The organism is Chryseobacterium phocaeense, from assembly GCF_900169075.1.
In the GTDB taxonomy this organism is placed as follows: Bacteria; Bacteroidota; Bacteroidia; order Flavobacteriales; family Weeksellaceae; genus Chryseobacterium; species Chryseobacterium phocaeense.
In genome coordinates, this window is sequence record NZ_LT827013.1 from 315024 (window position 1) to 334798 (window position 19775).

Consider the following 19775-nt stretch of genomic DNA (forward strand, 5'->3'; position numbering starts at 1 on the left):
TACCGTATTTATTACTCAAAAAGCATGTAAGTATTTCTACTAGTAGTGAAATAATACAATAAAAATTCTTTCTTAATTTGAAGACTTCTTTCTTTTCAGAGAGTTAATGCATAAAAAAACCGCTCTGGAAAATAGAGCGGTTTTTATTTAGATATAGAGGTTAAGACTGAATGTACAGACTTATCATATTCCTTTCAGCTAAAAGGTTATAAATTCTTCTCTTTCCCAGGTCTCAGATTTCGGAGAAGAAAGAACAGGGAAGTTTTGTATGTTTGAAATTGATGAGTCGTTTTGAATTATTAGGCGTGGGCAGGATACCTGCATCAGCATGGACCCTTATTTTTAATATTTAATCTTCATCGGCTACCATCTGCAGAAAGTACACTTTCGCTAATATCTGCCACTTGTATGCTTTTAATAGCTGAGCTGGTAAGAGACGTTGTACTTCCACCGATAATGTATAATTTATTGTTGTATACTTCCGCTGTAGCGTGTCTTCTGGGAATCATATTGGATGATAACTGGTGTAATTTATGGGTTGTTGTATCAAAATAGGCCAGGAAAGTTTGGCTATTAACACCACCTGCAATAAAAATCTTATTACCGTATACCGCTAATGAGTGTCCGGATATGCCAACAGGCATCGTATACTTATCGATCCAACGATTAGTATTGAGGTCGTAAACATTGATCAGACGGGATGGGGTCCCGTTAAAACCACCAATTACATAAAGTTTATCATTTACAATTTTGCCTTTTGCTTCTCTGGCTGTGGGCATATCCGGTAATGGATTCCAGGTATCTGAAGCGATATCATAGTACTGGAATCTATCTGAAAATACGGTAGTGGCAGCTCCATTTAATCCGCTGCCGCCAAATACATATATTCTGCCATTATGGATGGCTGAGCCTGAATTTCCCGTATAGGAACGGTTAACAGCCCCTTTCGTGACGGTGTTGGTGGCAAGGTCTATAATTTCAAGATGGCTGTTTCCCCAACCGTTAAAAATATAAATTTTATTATGGTAAGTCTCTGAATTGGCAAATCTTCTGGGAAGCAGGGTAGCATTGAGAATACTCCAGCTGTTACTGGTGATATTATATTTTTCAACATACCTTGCATCACTTGCTTTTGCCTGATACCCGTTGCTCACATATATATTATCATCTACTATTACACTGGCTGTGGCGCCTCTGCCTGAAGACATATTGGCGAGATTTTTAAATTGAAGTGTTTGTGCATGGAGTAACCATGAACCAAAAAATAAAGGGAGTAATAATTTTGTTTTCAATGGTGTTAAGATTTAGTGTTTGGTTTTATTGGTGTTAAGAATTCGATATTTTTTTAGTAGTGAAATTTAGCATTAGGATTTATTTTTCCTCATTAGCTTTTTATATCTTTTATATTCTGAATAATTATCCTTATTTATTAATTTTACGGCATTCCAGGAAACACCATCTTTTGTCCAGCTAAAATAGGGGATTTCTTCTGTGAATTTTTTTCTATTTTGCTGATAATCTATTATTTCGTCTACTTTAATTATAAAATAATTAATAATATTGGATTCTACAAATTTCTGTTGAGAAGTTGGTGTCCAGTAATGTTTGTGAGAATAATTATTCCCAGCTTTTAATTCAAATGTATAGGTGATTCCATCAAGACCAAAAGCCCAATTTTTAATCTGATTATCAGTTGGAATTTCATGAATTTTTAATGAGGCTATAAGGTTTTTTATTTCATTAACCTGTTTTTCGGTTAAACTAAATTCTTTAATAAATGTTTTTCCTGTTTTTTTACCCTCCCAGGTTTCCTCAACATACATTAGGTATTTATTGGATTCACTGGAAAGCTCCAAATAATATTTATCTGAACCAAACCTAAAAAAATCTTTCTTTTCTTTAGGTTGGATAAGTCTTAATTTTTCGATGATTGGTTTTTCATATTTATAATAATATAGAGTGTCACTGTCTTTTGTTAATTCATATTGTTGAGCAAAAAGCCCCGGTGCAAAGAATGAAAAAACTATAAAAAGTATTGATCTCATTTTATTTTGAATATAGTAGAGTGCTAGACTTTATAGGTATGTTATCTTTCTTAACTTAGTAAGTAATAAAGTCATATCCTATTTCTTTTACTCCTTTAAAATCCTGTTTTGACTCCCTTGGGATTAGAAAACCATCTTCACTAAGTTCTTTTAGGATATATTTTAGTGTTAAGATCACTGCTTTATTTTCAAGTAGGAAGTGATGTTTAGAAACAGGAAAACCACATTTTTTTAAAATTGAAATAGGAGTTACAACAAATTTCTTTTTTGACATTTGTAATTTTAGAAATTCGAGTATTTTGATTTTGTCTAATTCTTCCAACTGTATCATTTTATTTACAATTAAATTTGTTGCTTAACCGAATAGGATATCAGCACGAAGTACTCTTTAAAATTTTGTTTCAAAACCTTTTCGCAAAGCTTTTAATTCAGGTTCTGTTAAGTCCCTTTCATTAATCTCCTGCCAAAGCGATTGTGCTTTATTGATTTCTGTTATTCCTGTTTTTTTCACTGCAGCTGCCCACATTAGTATAGCAAAGTCTTTTTTGTTATACAGGATTCCATCATAATTTATAAAGGCACCTTCATACTTTTCAACCGTATTTTTAAAGTCTAACTTTCCTCCTTTAGACTCTGTTTTGATATAGTTTTCGAGATCAGAATTTTCATTATTATGATTGTTAATGAATTTTTCCTTTACAATATTTTTCACCTCTTCGATGACATCACTATACTTTAAAATTTTAAAATCTTTGTTGTTGAGTTTTAGAACGCCATCATTGATTATTGCTTTGTTTTTTTTGATGTCTGCTAATTCTTTTGCCCTGGTCTCTGTTATTTTCCCTTTTAATTTTGAAGGAATTTGAAAACTCTCATTTTTACTTGGAATGACTACATTATAGAAAAAAGAATCATCTTCATTTTTAGGAATTAGCATCAGCATTCCCTTGACATTTCCTTTATCAGCAATCATGAAATAGTAAGAGGGTAATTTGCTCGAAAAATTCCAATAGTCATCTGAAGTTGGATTTTCATTGATAAAAACAGATGATTGCTTATTGTCAATATTATCTTTTATGGTGTAATAACTTGAAATTATTTCAACATTCTCAAGAGTGAAATTTTCTATTTTTTCACTGTTAAATATTGGATTTCCATTTTTATCAAGCTGAGCGTACAGGTTTGAACCCGTTAGAAAAATCGAGAATATAAATATGAATAATTGTCTTTTCATCGGTAGTTGTATTATTTTATTTAACTTGCAAATTTAGGCAATACGCAAAGAGTAAATATATACAAATTGTATTAATTCTACCTACTTCTAGTGAAGTTACATAGCCTTTCGTAATCCTGTTTCTCATCAATCACAACCGGCGGAATTCGCAAACACCTGTGTTTATCATAAAACAACTTTTACTTTTGTTTAAAACATCTGTGTTTCTTATAAAATAAACGGTAAGGAAATCTTCTGTAGTTTGCGGGACACCAACGGAGCACTCCGGTAGGGATAAATAATAATGGATGTAACTAAATACGACAGCTTAACCTAATTATGTTACCTCGCTTTCCTTTCAAGAATAAGGTGCGCCGCATCCAGCATTTTAGTCAGGTGAATATAGGGGCATACGATATTCCTTTCCGGGAGATGGCCATACACCCGCAGTGAGAAATGGATAATCCCGGTCATAAAATAATCAAATTCCTTTGTGCTGTATTCCCTAAATGCTTTTTTAAAGACCAACAGGGGATTCCGGTATTCTTTCTCCGAAAGCAAGCCAAGAACCAACGGAGAGACCTCTTCCAAGTGAGTATTGACGGCACGTTTCTTTTCCTTTAGCGCTATGAGGTAGGCTGCATGGATGAAGGACCGCATAGTCTGGTGAAAATGAAGAATAACGGACGGATCTTCCTTGATCCAGCTATTTCTTTTAACAGCGTAATTCATAATGGTGTTTAACCGTTCTTTAGAGACTGTAAGGTCATTGAGCTGGAAAAATGTTTCCATCTGCTGTAAGCCGCAATGTTTCTTGCGGCCTTTCCCAAGCCGGGATTGAAAGTCTGTTCTGGTTTCTTTCATGAGTTTGTATTTTTAGTGATTTGTAAAATGATTATTTAGTGTATAATTTTTTTAAACCATTAAGAGTTTTTAAGTAATTAAGAATCATTAAGATCATAGCTGAAGCTATTGATGAAGCGGGCTGCTTTACCATCTTTGATGGGGCTTAACTTATCTTACTATCTTCATTTTTCTTAATGGTTTATATTTTTTCACGTATTAAGTTCTTTTCAAAATAATTAGTTGAATACAGTTTTTTCTTAACCATTAAGAGTTTTTAAGGGGTTAAGAATTATTAAGATCATAGCTGAAGCTATGGATGAAGCGGGCTGCTTCACCATCTTTGATGGTGCTTAACTTATCTTACTATCTTCATTTTTCTTAATGGTTTATATTTTTTCACGTATTAAGTTTTTTCAAAATAATTATTTGAATACAATTTTTTTTAACCATTAAGAGCTTTTTAAGTAGTTAAGAATCATTAAGATCATAGCTGAAGCTATGGATGAAGCTGGCTGCTTCATCATTTTGGATGGTGCTTAACTTATCTTATTACCTTTATGTTCCTTAATGGTTAATTTTTTTTGTGTTTCTAAAAGCCCGAAAGCCGCAATGGATTGTACACCCCATTGTACCGTATCATGATACTTTATGTGGTAAAGCAGGCTTAGAAAAAGATAATTGTAGAAGAGCGGAACGGCATGAAATAAAAACGGCATGAGACTCTACAATATCTGTAATAGGGGTACTGGTATACCTTGAGACAGATAAGAGAGCCCACGCCTAGGTCGTGAGCTTCATTACTTATCTTCTTGTCTCTTAAAAATTACCAGTTTTCTATTACAAGATTCTAAGCAATAGCTTCTATATTTCTTTGAAGTATCGCAAAGCTACATTTATTGTAGCTTATGGCACAAATATAATATAATTTCTGGGTTGTAGGTTAATTCAACTACATTTTTTTATTGTAAACTTTTCAAATTGCTTTAATAATGGTATTTGCAATGGATAAAATTGAATTTCGAATAGCTTTTGGTAAAAGAGTTGAAAAATTTAGAAAGAAGTTGGGATTAAGCTATCGCGAGTTAGCTCAGAAATGTGACGTAGACCATAGTAATATCAGCAAAATTGAAAAAGGAGAAGTTGATTTAAGGATTTCAACAATACAGGAATTGTCTAAAGGCTTAGAAGTTCATCCTCAAGAATTATTTGATTTTAAAATAGAATAAATAAATAAGCTCCGAAGTTTTCAGGCTTCGGAGCTTATTTTTAAATAAATTGGTTTTATTTTATTAGATCAATTTCGGGAACTTTGTACAGAGGTTCAATCGAAGCACTTCAGCCCCGATTTTTGGCAACCCTTGTTATGTACAGGCATTATAGTTTAATTCTGCTTAGAGATTTGACAATACCTTTGTTTGTTGGTCGTAATAAAATTTTATGGTTAATTGCAATTTCCTCTAAAGTCAATTCGCTCCTTGTTAAAAATGCTTCACTAAATGGCTCTATGATTTTTGGAAATGAAACAATTGCAAATACCTTTTTGTTTTTAGGAATAATCTCATTATTCCTAAAATATTCAACAGTACTAACAATTTGTTTAATCGATGTATTAGGGTGATCAATAATCCCCAAAAAAGCACTAGTATGATTATTAGCATACTTTGTTTCTACGAAAAGTATCCAGTCATTTTCATTTAGCGTTGTTGGAAATAATATACATTCACATTGTTTAACCTGTCCTTCAGGCGTGTTTACTTTTAAAGCGTTCTCGTTAAATGCAACATAATATATACTTATTCTATGTTCGTTTGTGAGGTGAACACAACTGTCCCCTGGTTGGTTTTCTAGCACTTCAACAATTCCATTATTTATATTCTTATAGTCAATTATGTAAATGTTTTCCGTGTTAATTGTGCTACTTCTTTGTTCAACTATAACTTCATTAATTTTCTGTATCATAGTCATAGTAACTTAACATTTCAAAATACTCATCCATTATATCCTTTGTTATTTCATTGAAATAATGTTTAGTAACTGTTTTGGTTTGTAAATCTTTAACAGAAACTAATGTGCCTTCTTGAACTTGCCATACTGAAACAACATCAGGATTTATCCAAGACTTTTCATTTTTAATCTCGTCAACTTCTTCAGGCTTGATTTTGTTTTTAACATTGTATCCCATTAAACAATTGTTTATTGCGTATAGAATATATGGGCTATGTGTGGTAAGTAATAACGAATGGTCTTTGTCATCATTCATTTTATCAAACAAATAATTAATCAAATCCCTTTGAGTAGTAGGGAAAAGATTTTGCTCTGGTTCTTCTATTATAAAGTTAGTGAAGTGATACCTTTCCAATGATTTAGCACGTTGATATGAATTAATAATTTTAATCACATCATCATTGTCTAAATCTAAATTATCTATTTTTGATAAATCATTAGAGTATTTATTGAAGTCTATAATTTTAGATAAATTTTTCACTAAAAAATTTTTCAGGGCATCTTTTTCTTCTACAGAATTTGATGTTTGTCTATTATAAATAAACTCTGTCAAATACTCAATAAGAACTATTAATGGTATAATTGATTGTAATCCACTTGAGCCTTCTCGTAGTTGTATTTCTTTATTATTTTTTAAAAGTAGAATATCACTCTCATTTTCAGATTTTGTATAAAATTTAATATCTAAATTCAAAACCTTTAAATTATTAGTATTGCTAAATATGCGTTTTGCTGTGAACCAATCATAAACAAAGCTCATAATATTGTCATTAGTTTCTTTATACTTTGATAAATTAGGTATTACCGAAACAAAATTTCTTTCTGAAGGAATGTAAATGTTTTTTGACTTTTGGTAAATTTTAGTTGTTCTTTTTTTTCTAAAGCTTTTTTTAAGTTTTCTTCCTTTATAGGAAATAGTTATAAAGTCAGAAGTATAAGTGAAAATAGAATTTTCACTGAAATAATTTTCGCTCAGTCTATGAAATTCCAGTAATTGTTCATTTACATCATATGCAAAATTCCCATCCAATAAATATCTTTTTTCTGCCCACTGGCAAAAGCTGATAATTTTGGCTATTGTACTTTTTCCACTACTTTGAGGACCCATTAGAATATTGACTTTGTTTAATTCAAAGTCAACATTTTTGATAGGTCCAATATTTTTTATTTCAATTCTAGTCATTTTGTCAAATCTATAATTGTACAAAGATACAAAAAGTGTTCTTGGGTATTCTACCGTTATTCTTTGAAAAGCTTACACATACCAACTAAATTTACGCATTGCGCCAATATACAATATATAAAATTTGCTAATGTTGTTTTGGCTTTAACCATCTATTTATTAATCATTAAAATATACTATTTCCTTATGGAAAACCATAAAAAAATAAAAAACCGCCCCACAAAAGCAGAACGGTTAGTATATTAATTTGCCTCGGTCGCTGACCGTTACATCATTCCTGGCATTCCACCACCCATTGGCATAGCTGGCTCATCCTTTTTCACTTCAGTGATTACACATTCAGTGGTAAGAAGCATTCCGGAAACAGAAGCTGCGTTTTCAAGGGCAACTCTGGTTACTTTCGTAGGGTCAATGATTCCTGCTTCAAGCATGTTTACGTACTCGTCAGTTTTTGCGTTGTATCCGAAGTCACCTTGTCCTTCAGCTACTTTAGCTACGATTACGGAACCTTCTCCTCCTGCATTGGCAACGATTTGTCTTAATGGCTCTTCGATGGCTCTTTTCACGATTTTGATCCCTGTAGTTTCGTCAGAATTGATTCCTGTAAGGTTTTCCAAAGCAGAAATAGCTCTTACCAAAGCAACACCACCACCTGCAACGATACCTTCTTCCACCGCTGCTCTTGTAGCGTGAAGGGCATCATCCACTCTGTCTTTTTTCTCTTTCATTTCTACTTCAGAAGCGGCACCTACGTAAAGTACAGCAACACCACCGGCTAACTTAGCCAGTCTTTCCTGAAGTTTTTCTCTGTCGTAGTCAGAAGTGGTTGTTTCCATCTGAGCTTTGATCTGTGCCACTCTTCCTTTGATTCTGCTTTCGTCACCACCACCGTTTACGATCGTTGTGTTGTCTTTATCAATAGTTACTTTTTCAGCAGTTCCAAGCATATCCAAAGAGATGTTTTCCATAGTGAAACCTTGCTCTTCAGAGATTACCTGACCACCTGTAAGGATCGCGATATCTTCAAGCATTGCTTTTCTTCTGTCTCCGAATCCTGGAGCTTTTACAGCAGCAATTTTAAGAGAACCTCTTAATTTATTTACCACCAAAGTAGCTAAAGCTTCACCTTCCACTTCTTCAGAGATAATCAATAGGGATTTTCCGCCCTGTGCAATCGGCTCAAGAACCGGAAGCAATTCTTTCATGGAAGAAATTTTCTTCTCTACCAAAAGGATATAAGGATTTTCTACTTCAGCTACCATTTTCTCAGGGTTAGTTACGAAGTAAGGAGACTGGTATCCTCTGTCGAACTGCATACCTTCTACAACATCTACTGTTGTATCGATACCTTTAGCTTCTTCTACCGTGATTACTCCTTCTTTACCTACTTTTCCGAAAGCTTCAGCGATCAAAGCACCGATTGTTTCGTCATTGTTAGCGGATACGGAAGCAACCTGCTTCACTTTATCTGTAGAATCACCAACTTCCTGAGACTGGGATTTTAAGTTTTCAACAACTGCAGAAACTGCTTTGTCAATTCCTCTTTTTAAGTCCATTGGGTTAGCACCTGCAGCTACGTTCTTAAGACCTTCTCTTACGATAGCCTGTGCCAGTACAGTAGCGGTAGTAGTACCGTCTCCTGCAATATCATTGGTTTTGGAAGCCACTTCTTTTACCATCTGTGCTCCCATATTTTCTACTCTGTCTTCAAGCTCGATTTCCTTTGCTACAGAAACACCGTCCTTAGTGACGTGAGGAGCTCCGAAAGATTTTTCAATCACTACGTTTCTTCCTTTTGGTCCTAAAGTTACCTTTACTGCATTAGCCAATGCATCAACTCCTCTCTTTAAAGCGTCTCTTGATTCAATATCGAATTTTATTTCTTTTGCCATGTTTAGTTGTATTAATGTACAATGTAAAATGTAGCATTGTACTTGATTTACTTTTTATTGTTTGATTTTTTTATCAGTTATGAATACATTGTACATTTTACAGTGTACAATGTACAGGTTTACCCGATTACTCCCAGTAAATCTCCTTCCTTAACGATTAAGTAATCTTTTCCTTCCAGCTTTAATTCAGAACCTGAATATTTCCCATAAAGAACTTTGTCACCTACCTGAACAGTGGTAGGCTCATCTTTTTTACCTGGACCTACTGCTACTACAGTACCTTCCTGCGGCTTTTCCTTCGCTGTGTCCGGAATAATGATACCTGAAGCTGTTTTAGTCTCTGCAGCGATAGGCTCAATAAGAACTCTGTCTGCTAATGGTTTAAAGTTTACTGACATAATATATTTATTTTTTAATTATTTCTTCCATGTAATTCTCTAAATGTATGCCACGGGAGGCTGGTGGCTGAAATGGCAGAATTTTATTTCTGAGTGTGAAAATTTGGCAGAAAAACGGAAAAAGAGAAAGCCGGAAAATTCCGGCTTTCTGTATTGAACTCTGATTATTCGGTGAATTAAGGGCAGTGTTGTCCCGGACCGATCCATAAAGTACATTTTCCCTGGTCGTCTCGTTCACAGCAAACAAGTCTGGCTCCTCCCACAATGGTTTTCTGGGCGGCTCTGCTTAATGATTTAGCATTTTTCATAATTAATATTTTGTTGATTGTACGTTCCTGAACATTTATTGTCAATCAGGACTTTGACGGTTTTGTGAATAATGGTAAACCAAAGATAAAAATAAATCTATATAAATAATACACAGTATGTAGATTTATTTTTGCTGTTTATATTTTGATAATCAGTGTGGTATAATTGAGTTTGATGCGTATTTTTATTATTTAAACCAAATTATTGGATGAAAAAGATTCCGTTTTTTCAATTGCTTGGTTTTTATTGAATCGTTTCCAGCGTCATTTTTCTTCCGCCAAGTTCCATATCCTGTTTCAGGATTTTGCGGGTTTCGGGATCAATATAATACGTAACCGTTGTTGTTTTGTCCTGGATGTCATCCGTAGTTTTTACAGCCCAGACTTTTTTTCCGTTAAGGTCGGTTTTTTTCATTTCTGTGATGTAGGCTTTTAAAAGTCCTTTTTTCGCATCCGGATTATAATCGAATATGGAGAGGTCAGCGGTATAATTTTCTTTCAGCAGAGAAAACCGGATGATCACAGGATAGCTGCTGCTGTCAAAATAATCTGCTGCAGGAATCTCTATATTGTCTTTTTTCTGTGTTTTTTTATCAAAGTAATATCCTGTTACTTTGGTTTTACCTGACCGAAGGACCACATCCCTCATCATATTAAAAGAAGAGTGGTACACAGGCTCGAAATTGGCTGTTTTTACAATCGTGGAATCCGTCCATTTGGCATCAGGAGCCTGCTTCATCTTTACCGTAGTTTTGATCAGCAGATCTGTCTTATTTAATTTTTTAAGCTCTGTAGTAATGCTTCCTATTTCTATTTTGGTTCCGGCATTATCGGCGTACCATGTCGCTTCTGAGGTTTCGTCTTTAATGAGCTTAGCATCAATTTTAACATTGGCGGGAGTGAGCAGGTTCTGGGAAAATAAATTCGCACTGCTGATGAGTAAAAGTAAAAGAAATGTTTTCATGATATTTTTTACCATGATAAGTAGTTTTGATTTTCAGAAAGTTACAAAGGGGTTGACTTAATAGGGCTGGAAGAGGGAAGAGGGAGGATGGAAGTTACTCTACATCTGATAATTTCTTGCAGTCATTTTAAAATGGGGTTATTTGCCCAAAGATTATAAAACCGTGCATAATGGGTCTTTGGAGCTCAATAACTTCCATCTTCACACTTCCTTACTTTTTTGATTCATTTTCGAAATCACCGCGCCGGAAACAGCAATACTGATAAAGTTCGTAACCGATCTTGCTTCGTTCATAAAACGGTCTACAGTGTAAAGAAGGGCAATATCGGTTAAAGGGATTTTTCCAAACCGGTTTAATGTAAAAATAAGGGCCAGAAACCCTGATCCGGGAACACCGGACGCTGTTTTGGAAGTAATGGTAATAATAGCGAAAAGCCAGAGATAATCGCTAACCGTTAATGAAATATTATAGAACTGGATCAGAAAGCAGCACGTCACCGCAATATAAATACACGCTCCCGAAAGATTGAAATTATAACCCAGAGGAATCACGAAGCCCAGGATTTTCCGGCTGTACCCCTCAGATTCCATTTTTTCAAAGATAAGAGGGAATGCCGTTTTAGACGAGGATGTGGTGATCACCAGGATAATTTCTTCTTTTAGGTCAAGTAAAAATTTCCACAAATGGATTTTAAACAGATAAGCCACAATTCCCAGAATCCCGAAGATAAAAACAATATCAGCCAGATACACCGTGGCCACCACTTTGCTCAGCGGCAGCAGGGTATTGATCCCATAGACACCAATTCCGTAAGCAATATTACAGAAAATAACGACGGGCAGAATGATATAGAGATATTTGATTACCGTGTAAAAGGCTTTCAATCCTTTGTCTAAAATATTCAGGAACTTCTCCCTTCCCGAAGAAAGATTCATAAAAATTCCTGCTGCAATGGAGATAAAAAGAAAAATTCCGTGCCGGTTGAGGTATAAAATCCCGGATAAATCTCTGTCATTGATCTCAAAGGTTTTGGGAAGGGAACTGCTGATTCTGGTGGTATCAATTCCGGTCTCAGCACCGGGTTTTACGGCAAAACCGAAAATAAATCCAATCAGAATAGCCACAGAGCTGATGACCAGAAAATACAGAATGGTTTTCCAGACAATGCTGCTGGCATTCCTGATCCCGGACAGCTGGCAGATTCCGTACATGATCGCCATAAAGATAATAGGAAGGATCAGCATTTCCAGAACCATGAAAAAATAGCGGCTTACAACGCCCAGCCGGATCCCTGCCTCAGGCGCATAATAGCCTGTAAACACACCTCCTAGAATGGCGGCAAATACATATAAGGTAAGATTCTTTAAATACCTTCCTGTGAATGTTTTTTGAGGTTCAAAAGGATTCATCTGAATATACTTCTACTTTCCGTACAAAGATCTGTTGTTTTTTTTACATCTGAAAAAGAATAATGGGGTAGGGAGGCATGAAGCTGGAAGAGGGAAGGTATTGCAGCCGGAAATAACAGCTTATATTGGCCTTAAGATGACCTTTTAATTTTTAACTGTCAGTATTATTCTGCCCGGTATAAACTTCCATCCTCCCTCTTCCAGCTTCCATCCATTAATTTAAATCACTCCAAGAATCAGCGCCGCGATCAGCATAACCAACGAAGATCCCAATGCCCATTTCAAAGTATATTTCAAATGATCTGAAAATTCCACTCCAGCCAGCGAAACCAGTAAATAAGTTGACGGAACCAGCGGACTCAGCAGGTGAGACCCCTGCCCGATAAGGCTGGCCCGTCCCAGGATCTCCGGGGAAATGCCAAGCTGATGCCCGGTTGCTATAATAATAGGCAGTATTCCAAAATAATAGGCATCATTGGAAAGGAAAAAGGTAAGCGGAATACTGAAAAGGGCTGTAACCACATTCAGGTAGCTTCCCCAGCTTTTCGGAACAATTTCAATCATGCTGTTTCCCATGGCCTGCATAATGCCTGAGCCGTTCAGGATTCCGGTAAAAATTCCGGCTCCGAAGATCATCCCGGCCACAGATAAGGCATTTCCGGCATGCTTGGAGATAATTTTCTGCTGGTCTTTTAATTTAGGATAATTGATGATGGAAGCGATACAGAAAGCAATCATAAACGCAATGCCCAACGGAACCACATCCAGGATCATCACGACCAGAAGTGTGATGGTAAGAGCGAGATTCACCAGGATCAGTTTTGGGCGGCGAAGCTTAAGATCTACCTCTCCGATGATATCATTGCTGTTGTAATTCGTGAATTTTCCGTGCTTTGCAATTCTTATTTTTTCTCTTCTCCCCAGAATATAAGCAACAAATATCACCCAGATAATGCCTATGGCCATAATGGGGATCATGGGAACAAAAATTTCTGTATGCCCCAGCTTCAGTGAGCTCATCACCCTTGCTGTAGGCCCACCCCATGGAAGAATATTCATAATCTGGCCTGCCAGCATAATGATACAGGTAAGGATAAGAGGATTCATGCCCTGTTTTTTATACAAAGGAAGCATCGCTGCCACTACTATTAAGTACGTGGAAGAACCATCGCCGTCCAGGGAAACCAATGCTGTAAGAACAGCCGTTCCTATGGTGGTTTTAATAGGATTGTCCCCAACTGCTTTTAAAATAATATTCACCAAAGGTTCAAAAAGCCCCGTGTCTATCATTAAGCTGAAATAAAGGATTGCAAAGATCAGCATGACGCCCGTCAGTGCGATTTCTTTCACTCCGTTCTTCATCATTTCTCCCAGTTCAGGACCGAAACCTGCAAAAAGAGCTATGGTTACCGGTACAATGACCAAAGCCGTTAGTGGCGTCATTTTTTTGTTCATAATCAGGACCATAAAGATCAGGATCATGAGAAATCCAAGGAATGTAAGCATAGATGATTTGATTTTATCGTTATTTATTTTTGTTTTTTCTCCAGTCGAAGCTGTTCCGGTAACCGATGTAGCCGTAGTTGCTTGTAGATCCTGTTTCCAGCTGATTAATGAAAGCCACTTCTATCGCTGAGTTTTTTCCGACCTTTATCCCGAGTCCCGCTGTTAAGCGGTTGCTGTCGAAGGGATCTTCTTTCACCACATTCATCCTTAATTCATTTTTCAGAATACCGTAGAGTTTTTCTTTCTCTCCGGCTCTGTTAAAAGGAATTCTCAGGGAAATCAGGTAGCGGAGCCTCACGATGAACTCATCAGGATTGCTGATAAAACGTTCTTCCACCCGGAAACGGTGCGAGACCGAAGTTCTTCCGATATTCCCGCCTAAAGTCACCTGCTGGAAAGGTCTTTTCTCATACCTTTCTTTTTTGGTATTGTCGGATTTATAAGAATCCAGCACCAGAAACATAAATCCGGCAGCGGGTTTCACATCATTCGCTACTTCATAATCTACATACGCAGAAACCAGGAAAAGTCTGGTGTCATATGCCAGGTCAAAAGAACGGTACTGCGAGAGAGCCGTCAGTGTACTTTTATCGGTCAGTCTTGCAGACATCAGATACTGGAACCACATATTATAATTGTCCCGGCTCTGGGCATCGATCTGTGAGATCATTCCAAGCAGTAAAATCACAATTAATTTGAATTTAATTTTCATGTAACGTTTAATTAATATCCCGATGTCTCAAATATATTTATAAGAACCAGCCGCAGATTTATTTTTCAATCAATGGCAGTTTTTATCAGTGAACTGCAGGATCGCATGAAAAAGATGGTATATTTGAAAGATTGAAAATTGGAGTTTTTAGATGTTTTTAATTATAAATATTGTATTTATATTATTGGTTTTCAGGATTTTGTTTAATGCAAAAGTTTTGAAAAGACTGATGGAATACCACTGGGGATTTTTACTGAAGTTTCAGCATATTTTCTTCTTTCTGGTCTTCATCATCATCACATTTTTTACGGAAAATTACTTTTTGGATGTTCCGGAGCTCATCTGGAGTGTTTTGTCCGTCGTTATTTTTAATGTCGGAATTTACAGTCTTGTCTACTTTTATCTCGTCCCGGAATTCTATCTTTCCAATAAATATCCCGAGTTTATTCTCTACGCGCTGATCAGTTTTCTGGTCTCAAGTCTTTTCAGGATTCTGCTGGAACCGGCTGTCTTTGATATGAATTTTAACGAAACCCTTTCCAATACGAAATTTCTTTACAACGTTTATACCGCACAGGGCATTGTTATACTGGTCGCTTCCTTCCTGGGAATTACAAAAGATAAATTCCTCATTGAGCAGGATTTTAAAGATCTGGGCGAAGAAAAAGACCAGCTGTATCTGGATCTCCTTAAATCCAAAATGAATCCCCATTTCCTGCTGAATACACTGAATAATATCTACTCCAAAAGTTTTCAGCCTTCCGAAAATACTTCGGAATCTATCCTGCAGCTGAGCAAGTTGCTGCAGTACGTGATTTATGATACGAACAAGGAAAGAATCAGTATGGCCCAGGAATTTTCATCCATAAAATCCCTAATCGGATTGTATCAGCTGAAATATAACAATGTCCTGAACATCACGTTTGATATTCAGGATGAAGAAACTCTGGAACTCATCGATATTCCTCCGTCTGTATGCCTCACGCTGTTTGAAAATGCATTGAAACATTCGGCGGTAGGGATAGAAGCAGACAGCTATATTAATGTCATGTACAAAATAAAAGACCATGAGCTTCTGTTTGAGATCCGGAATTCTGTAGCAAAGAAAAAAAATCTTGTGGGAAATATGAATAACAGTGGTCTGGGGAACGAAGCGGTCATTAATATCCTGGAAAAAAATTACGCAGGAAGCTATATTTTTATTTCCGAACCTGCAGACCTGAACAATTATCAGACGATTTTAAAAATTAAACTCTAATGGCTAACCTCACAATCGTAAGTGTAGATGATGAATATCCGGCATTGGAGCTGATCCGGAAATATTGCGCACAGATGGAAGACGTGGACTTGGTGAAGATATTCCAGGATCCTGAACAGGCACTGGAATACCTTAAGGAAAACAGGGTAGATCTTGTGATTCTGGATATTAATATGCCTTATATCAACGGGATTGAGCTCCTGCATCAGCTGCCTTACCAACCGCTCTGTATATTCCTTACCCTGGAAACTCAGTATGCAGTCAAGGCCTTTGAACTCGATGTGGTGCATTATCTTGTGAAGCCCGTGGATTTTGAAACGTTTAGAAAAGCGATCAACAAGGCAAAAGATTTCTTACAGTTTAAAAACTCGACGGAACATAAAAAGAAAGAAAATTTCATTATGTTCAAATCCAATTACGTAATGCACAAAGTCCTTTTGGAAGATGTGCGTTGGGTGCAGGGATTTGGAGAATACATTATCCTGGTGACCCGTTTGAAAAAATATATGATCCTGGAGCGGATGTCCAATTTTGAAGAGAAATTTCAAAACCTGGGATTCATCAGGATTCATAAATCATATATTGTTTTGTCTACCCATATCGGTTCTTATGATACGGCTCATGTATACCTTAAAGACGGGGAAAAACTTCCGCTTGGGAGAACCTATAAAAATGCTTTGAAAGCGTATTTAAATTAGAGCTGTATAAAAATCTCCCACGGATTTTTGTTGAGTGGTTCACATTCATTGGGAGCGGGCTTTAGCCCGCAATTTGATCATAAACTTATGTATAAATCTCACGCAGATCAGGCGGATTACGCAGATTTTTGATTGGAACTATAATTCAATGGAAGCGGGCTTTAGCCCACCCACCATATAATTGTAAAAATAAAACTTTAGGCAAAATTATTCAGTCCCACAAAAAAAAAGATGTTCCAATTTGAAACATCTTTTTATTTTTTATGATTTCTTTCCTGCAGCCTGCATCGGATTTACTTTTCCGTTGGCGCCTCCCCTTACAGGACCGCCGCCCTGTTTCTGTTTAAACAGCTGGAATTTTGAAGTTTCACTGCCGGCACCTGCACTGGTCCATAAATTATTGGAAGTATCGATATCTGCAGTTTCTCTCATCGGATCAAGCTGTATTGACTTTATCTTCTTGTCGAAATAATACGTCTTTGAAACTTTCTGCTCATTCTGTCTCCAGATCTGGGCAGATGATTTGTCATACAATTTTGTTCCGTCTTCGAATGTAAATTCAAGGATGATTGGCATTACCAGTCCACCTTTGTTCACAAAATCAATCTGGTATCCTGTGATATTCCTGAATTTCTCCTTGTCCTTGGCATCCAAGGCGGGAGATGGATCTGTTTTTATAGTGTATTCTTTTTCAGCATCTACTTTTTCCTGTCCTCTGTCGTATCTGTAATAGAAATCCTGAAGTTCCTTGTCTTTATCTACAGAAAATGCAATGCTTTTATCTTCTTTGTTTCTGATTTTTGAAATATCTTCAAATGAATTCTGAAGCGGTTTTTCCACTTTATATTTGATCTCTTTGGCTTCCAGTGGAGGCGTATTGAGATCCGGTACGGCAACCGTTACTTTGTCGATGGCAATGTCTACAGGATCTGTCCCGTAGAACCATCCTCTCCAGAACCAGTCAAGATCTTCACCGCTGGCATCTTCCATGGTACGGAAGAAATCTGCAGGTTCAGGATGCTTAAAGGCCCATCTTTTCGCATAGGTTTTATAAGCTTTGTCAAAAAGTTCTCTTCCCATAATAGTTTCACGAAGGATATTTAATCCCGTAGCCGGTTTGGAATAGGCATTCGGACCAAACTGAACAATATTTTCAGAGTTGCTCATAATAGGTTCCAGCTGATCTTTCGGAAGCTTCATATAATCCACAATAGTCCATGCCGGACCTCTTTTTGAAGGGAATTTATTGTCCCATTTTTCTTCCGTAAGATATTCCGTGAAGGTATTCAGGCCTTCATCCATCCAGCTCCATTGTCTTTCGTCAGAATTAATGATCATCGGGAAGAAGTTATGCCCGACTTCATGGATCACCACGCCGATCATTCCGTTTTTAGTTCCCTCAGAATACGTTCCGTCCTTTTCCGTTCTTCCGAAATTAAAACAGATCATAGGGTATTCCATTCCGTTGGCTGCCTCTACAGACTGGGCTACCGGGTATGGATATGGGATGGTAAATTCGGAATAGGTTTTAATGGTGTGGGCAACAGCTTTTGTAGAATATTTTCTGTAAAGGTTATAGGCTTCTTTTGGATAAAAGCTCATGGCCATTACCTTATTGTTGTTTTCAGGAATGGTAACGCGCATTCCGTCCCAGACAAATTTTCTGGATGAGGTCCAGGCGAAATCTCTTACATCATTAGCTGCAAAAACCCAGGTTTTTCTTTGTTTTGAATGATTTTTTTCAGCTTTTTTAGCTTCATCCAACGTTACGATCTCAATGGGTTCTGCAGCACCTTCGGCCTTACGGTATCTTGCCATCTGGTCAGATGTTAAGACCTGCTCGTAGTTTTTACATTCCCCGGTTCCCCCTACAATATGGTCTGCCGGAACATTCATCGAAACTTTAAAGTCACCGAATACCAAAGCAAATTCACCGCGTCCCGTGAACTGGTGGTTCTGCCATCCGTGAAAATCGCTGTAAACGCACATTCTCGGGTACCATTGGGTCATGGTGTACAGGTCATTTCCGTCTTCCGCAAAATTTTCATAGCCGCCGCGGCCGCCCATTTTGATCCTGTTGGGAATATTATAGTTCCAGTCTATTTTGAAAACCAGTTTTTCTCCTTTCTTTAATACTTTTGGAAGATCAATACGCATCATGGTTTTGTTCACCGTGTATTTCAACGGACTTCCTGCGGCATCTGTTACTTTTTCAAGGTTCACACCGTAGCCGTTGTCTTTTTCCGGAAGTTCACTTACTGCAAGCTGCTGGTCATTGGTAGAAGCCGGAAGCGTAGAAGGAAACTGGAATCCTGCATTTTTTACAGTGGACTGCTCATTTTCATCCAGCTGAAGCCAGATATAATCCAGGTCATCAGGAGAATTATTATAGTAGGTAACGGTTTCTGAGCCTTTAAGGTTTCTTTTATCTTCATCAAGGTAAGCGGTAATATAATAATCAGCCCTGTTCTGCCAGTATCCGTGGCCCGGAGCTCCCGAAGCCGTTCTGTAGATGTTGGGTGTAGGAAGAATGGTTCCCAGTTGCTCAAATCTGTTTCCGTGGTTACTACCAGGGTTATTCTGGATATTTTGTGCGGCGAAACCTGTGTAGGCAAATACAGAAAATGACAATAGAAGGGCTTGTAGTTTCATTACCGGATTGATTTAAAAGTTATCAAAGATAATAATAAGTAGTTGAAAAATTAAAAATGTTTCAAGGTTAAAAAGGAATTCTTTCCAAAGTCATTTTTAAAGCCAGTGCAAATACACCAGATGATACAAAAAGAACCCAGTCTTTTTTATTCACCTTAAAAACACTCAGTAAAATAAACAGCACGACAAGAATAGCACATACAATAACGATCTGCCCCAGTTCCAGCCCGATATTAAATCCTAACAACGGGACGGCAATGCTCTGGCTTTTGGCGATCATCACCCTTGCCGTATTTGCGAAACCCATCCCGTGAATAAGGCCAAAGATGGCTGCCAGATAATAATTGGCGCGCATCAGGGTCTGTTTTTTATTTTTCATCAGGATATTATCCAGAGCAGTCAGTACAATAGTCAGCGGGATCAAAAACTCTACCCACGCAGACGGAACCCGGAATACATCAAGAATACTCAAAGCAAGCGTTATGGAATGCCCGATGGTAAATGCCGTAACCAAAACCAGGATTTTCTTCCAGTCCTGATATGAATAAACGGCAATCAAGGCCAGAACAAACAGCTGGTGATCAAGAGCATCCAGGGAAATAATATGTTCCCAACCCAGATTTAAATAGAATATAAAATCCTTCATTTTAAGATGATTTATTAATTTTTTATTTTGAATTCGATAT

At 36.9% G+C, this 19775-nt stretch carries 19 protein-coding genes; 3 read left to right on the forward strand and 16 right to left on the reverse strand.

Annotated elements, in window-relative coordinates; all coding sequences use genetic code 11:
- Window positions 1–356 precede the first annotated feature (356 nt).
- The 5 genes from B7E04_RS01400 to B7E04_RS01420 all read right to left on the reverse strand — a co-directional run bounded on the left by B7E04_RS01400 (window position 357) and on the right by B7E04_RS01420 (window position 4122).
- Complete coding sequence (locus B7E04_RS01400; RefSeq protein ID WP_449384822.1) at window positions 357–1292, reverse strand: Kelch repeat-containing protein; 936 nt, start codon at window positions 1290–1292, stop codon at window positions 357–359.
- A gap of 72 nt (window positions 1293–1364) precedes the next feature.
- The gene (locus tag B7E04_RS01405; protein WP_080776852.1) at window positions 1365–2045 is read right to left on the reverse strand and encodes a hypothetical protein; all 681 of its coding nucleotides are present in this window, start codon (window positions 2043–2045) and stop codon (window positions 1365–1367) included.
- A gap of 55 nt (window positions 2046–2100) precedes the next feature.
- A complete protein-coding gene (locus tag B7E04_RS01410; RefSeq protein ID WP_139785310.1) occupies window positions 2101–2367 on the reverse strand; it encodes a hypothetical protein in 267 nt (88 codons plus the stop codon).
- 66 nt (window positions 2368–2433) lie between these two features.
- The gene (locus B7E04_RS01415; protein ID WP_080776856.1) at window positions 2434–3279 is read right to left on the reverse strand and encodes a hypothetical protein; all 846 of its coding nucleotides are present in this window, start codon (window positions 3277–3279) and stop codon (window positions 2434–2436) included.
- Between the two features lie 321 nt (window positions 3280–3600).
- The gene (locus B7E04_RS01420; RefSeq protein WP_080776858.1) at window positions 3601–4122 is read right to left on the reverse strand and encodes a hypothetical protein; all 522 of its coding nucleotides are present in this window, start codon (window positions 4120–4122) and stop codon (window positions 3601–3603) included.
- Between the two features lie 983 nt (window positions 4123–5105).
- Here B7E04_RS01420 and B7E04_RS01430 point away from each other — a divergent pair.
- A complete protein-coding gene (locus tag B7E04_RS01430; RefSeq protein WP_061084653.1) occupies window positions 5106–5330 on the forward strand; it encodes a helix-turn-helix domain-containing protein in 225 nt (74 codons plus the stop codon).
- A gap of 148 nt (window positions 5331–5478) precedes the next feature.
- Here the strand turns inward: B7E04_RS01430 and B7E04_RS01435 are convergent, their stop codons facing one another.
- The 9 genes from B7E04_RS01435 to B7E04_RS01470 all read right to left on the reverse strand — a co-directional run bounded on the left by B7E04_RS01435 (window position 5479) and on the right by B7E04_RS01470 (window position 14481).
- Window positions 5479–6063 carry a hypothetical protein gene (locus B7E04_RS01435; RefSeq protein WP_080776863.1) on the reverse strand — a complete coding sequence of 195 codons (585 nt, stop codon included), beginning with the start codon at window positions 6061–6063 and terminating at the stop codon, window positions 5479–5481.
- The gene (locus B7E04_RS01440) at window positions 6047–7291 is read right to left on the reverse strand and encodes an AAA family ATPase (RefSeq protein WP_080776865.1); all 1245 of its coding nucleotides are present in this window, start codon (window positions 7289–7291) and stop codon (window positions 6047–6049) included. Before B7E04_RS01440 ends, B7E04_RS01435 begins: the two co-directional genes overlap by 17 nt.
- Window positions 7292–7557: 266 nt before the next feature.
- Window positions 7558–9183 carry a chaperonin GroEL gene (gene groL / locus B7E04_RS01445; RefSeq protein WP_080776867.1) on the reverse strand — a complete coding sequence of 542 codons (1626 nt, stop codon included), beginning with the start codon at window positions 9181–9183 and terminating at the stop codon, window positions 7558–7560.
- Window positions 9184–9302: 119 nt separating this feature from the next.
- Window positions 9303–9581, reverse strand: coding sequence for a co-chaperone GroES (locus B7E04_RS01450; RefSeq protein ID WP_080776869.1), 279 nt, complete (start codon window positions 9579–9581; stop codon window positions 9303–9305).
- Window positions 9582–9757: 176 nt separating this feature from the next.
- Entirely contained in the window at window positions 9758–9889 is a 132-nt protein-coding gene (locus B7E04_RS22510; RefSeq protein ID WP_262484637.1) for a hypothetical protein, read from the reverse strand.
- A gap of 244 nt (window positions 9890–10133) precedes the next feature.
- Window positions 10134–10868, reverse strand: coding sequence for a DUF3108 domain-containing protein (locus B7E04_RS01455; protein ID WP_228439777.1), 735 nt, complete (start codon window positions 10866–10868; stop codon window positions 10134–10136).
- Window positions 10869–11054: 186 nt separating this feature from the next.
- Complete coding sequence (locus B7E04_RS01460) at window positions 11055–12263, reverse strand: cation:dicarboxylate symporter family transporter (protein ID WP_080776871.1); 1209 nt, start codon at window positions 12261–12263, stop codon at window positions 11055–11057.
- A gap of 219 nt (window positions 12264–12482) precedes the next feature.
- Window positions 12483–13769 carry a CitMHS family transporter gene (locus tag B7E04_RS01465; protein WP_080776873.1) on the reverse strand — a complete coding sequence of 429 codons (1287 nt, stop codon included), beginning with the start codon at window positions 13767–13769 and terminating at the stop codon, window positions 12483–12485.
- A 19-nt stretch (window positions 13770–13788) separates the two neighbouring features.
- Window positions 13789–14481 carry a DUF2490 domain-containing protein gene (locus B7E04_RS01470; RefSeq protein WP_080776875.1) on the reverse strand — a complete coding sequence of 231 codons (693 nt, stop codon included), beginning with the start codon at window positions 14479–14481 and terminating at the stop codon, window positions 13789–13791.
- A gap of 151 nt (window positions 14482–14632) precedes the next feature.
- On the opposite strand from B7E04_RS01470, the gene B7E04_RS01475 reads away from it, so the two are divergent.
- Entirely contained in the window at window positions 14633–15739 is a 1107-nt protein-coding gene (locus B7E04_RS01475) for a sensor histidine kinase (protein WP_228439778.1), read from the forward strand.
- On the forward strand, window positions 15739–16437 hold the full coding sequence (locus tag B7E04_RS01480; RefSeq protein WP_080776877.1) for a LytR/AlgR family response regulator transcription factor: 699 nt from the start codon (window positions 15739–15741) through the stop codon (window positions 16435–16437). The genes B7E04_RS01475 and B7E04_RS01480 overlap by 1 nt, the downstream gene beginning before the upstream one ends.
- Before the next feature lie 261 nt (window positions 16438–16698).
- Here B7E04_RS01480 and B7E04_RS01485 read toward each other — a convergent pair whose 3' ends face one another.
- Window positions 16699–19089 carry a M1 family metallopeptidase gene (locus B7E04_RS01485; RefSeq protein ID WP_080776879.1) on the reverse strand — a complete coding sequence of 797 codons (2391 nt, stop codon included), beginning with the start codon at window positions 19087–19089 and terminating at the stop codon, window positions 16699–16701.
- Window positions 19090–19156: 67 nt separating this feature from the next.
- A complete protein-coding gene (locus B7E04_RS01490) occupies window positions 19157–19735 on the reverse strand; it encodes a HupE/UreJ family protein (RefSeq protein WP_080776880.1) in 579 nt (192 codons plus the stop codon).
- Window positions 19736–19775: the final 40 nt, after the last annotated feature.

Coding starts and splice junctions, on each gene's coding strand:
- B7E04_RS01405 (WP_080776852.1), bottom strand. CDS start 2,045: ATGAGATCAATACTTTTTATAGTTTTTTCATTCTTTGCACCGGGGCTT.
- B7E04_RS01415 (WP_080776856.1), bottom strand. CDS start 3,279: ATGAAAAGACAATTATTCATATTTATATTCTCGATTTTTCTAACGGGT.
- B7E04_RS01420 (WP_080776858.1), bottom strand. CDS start 4,122: ATGAAAGAAACCAGAACAGACTTTCAATCCCGGCTTGGGAAAGGCCGC.
- B7E04_RS01430 (WP_061084653.1), top strand. CDS start 5,106: ATGGATAAAATTGAATTTCGAATAGCTTTTGGTAAAAGAGTTGAAAAA.
- B7E04_RS01435 (WP_080776863.1), bottom strand. CDS start 6,063: ATGATACAGAAAATTAATGAAGTTATAGTTGAACAAAGAAGTAGCACA.
- B7E04_RS01440 (WP_080776865.1), bottom strand. CDS start 7,291: ATGACTAGAATTGAAATAAAAAATATTGGACCTATCAAAAATGTTGAC.
- groL (WP_080776867.1), bottom strand. CDS start 9,183: ATGGCAAAAGAAATAAAATTCGATATTGAATCAAGAGACGCTTTAAAG.
- B7E04_RS01450 (WP_080776869.1), bottom strand. CDS start 9,581: ATGTCAGTAAACTTTAAACCATTAGCAGACAGAGTTCTTATTGAGCCT.
- B7E04_RS22510 (WP_262484637.1), bottom strand. CDS start 9,889: ATGAAAAATGCTAAATCATTAAGCAGAGCCGCCCAGAAAACCATTGTG.
- B7E04_RS01455 (WP_228439777.1), bottom strand. CDS start 10,868: ATGGTAAAAAATATCATGAAAACATTTCTTTTACTTTTACTCATCAGC.
- B7E04_RS01460 (WP_080776871.1), bottom strand. CDS start 12,263: ATGAATCCTTTTGAACCTCAAAAAACATTCACAGGAAGGTATTTAAAG.
- B7E04_RS01465 (WP_080776873.1), bottom strand. CDS start 13,769: ATGCTTACATTCCTTGGATTTCTCATGATCCTGATCTTTATGGTCCTG.
- B7E04_RS01470 (WP_080776875.1), bottom strand. CDS start 14,481: ATGAAAATTAAATTCAAATTAATTGTGATTTTACTGCTTGGAATGATC.
- B7E04_RS01475 (WP_228439778.1), top strand. CDS start 14,633: ATGTTTTTAATTATAAATATTGTATTTATATTATTGGTTTTCAGGATT.
- B7E04_RS01480 (WP_080776877.1), top strand. CDS start 15,739: ATGGCTAACCTCACAATCGTAAGTGTAGATGATGAATATCCGGCATTG.
- B7E04_RS01485 (WP_080776879.1), bottom strand. CDS start 19,089: ATGAAACTACAAGCCCTTCTATTGTCATTTTCTGTATTTGCCTACACA.
- B7E04_RS01490 (WP_080776880.1), bottom strand. CDS start 19,735: ATGAAGGATTTTATATTCTATTTAAATCTGGGTTGGGAACATATTATT.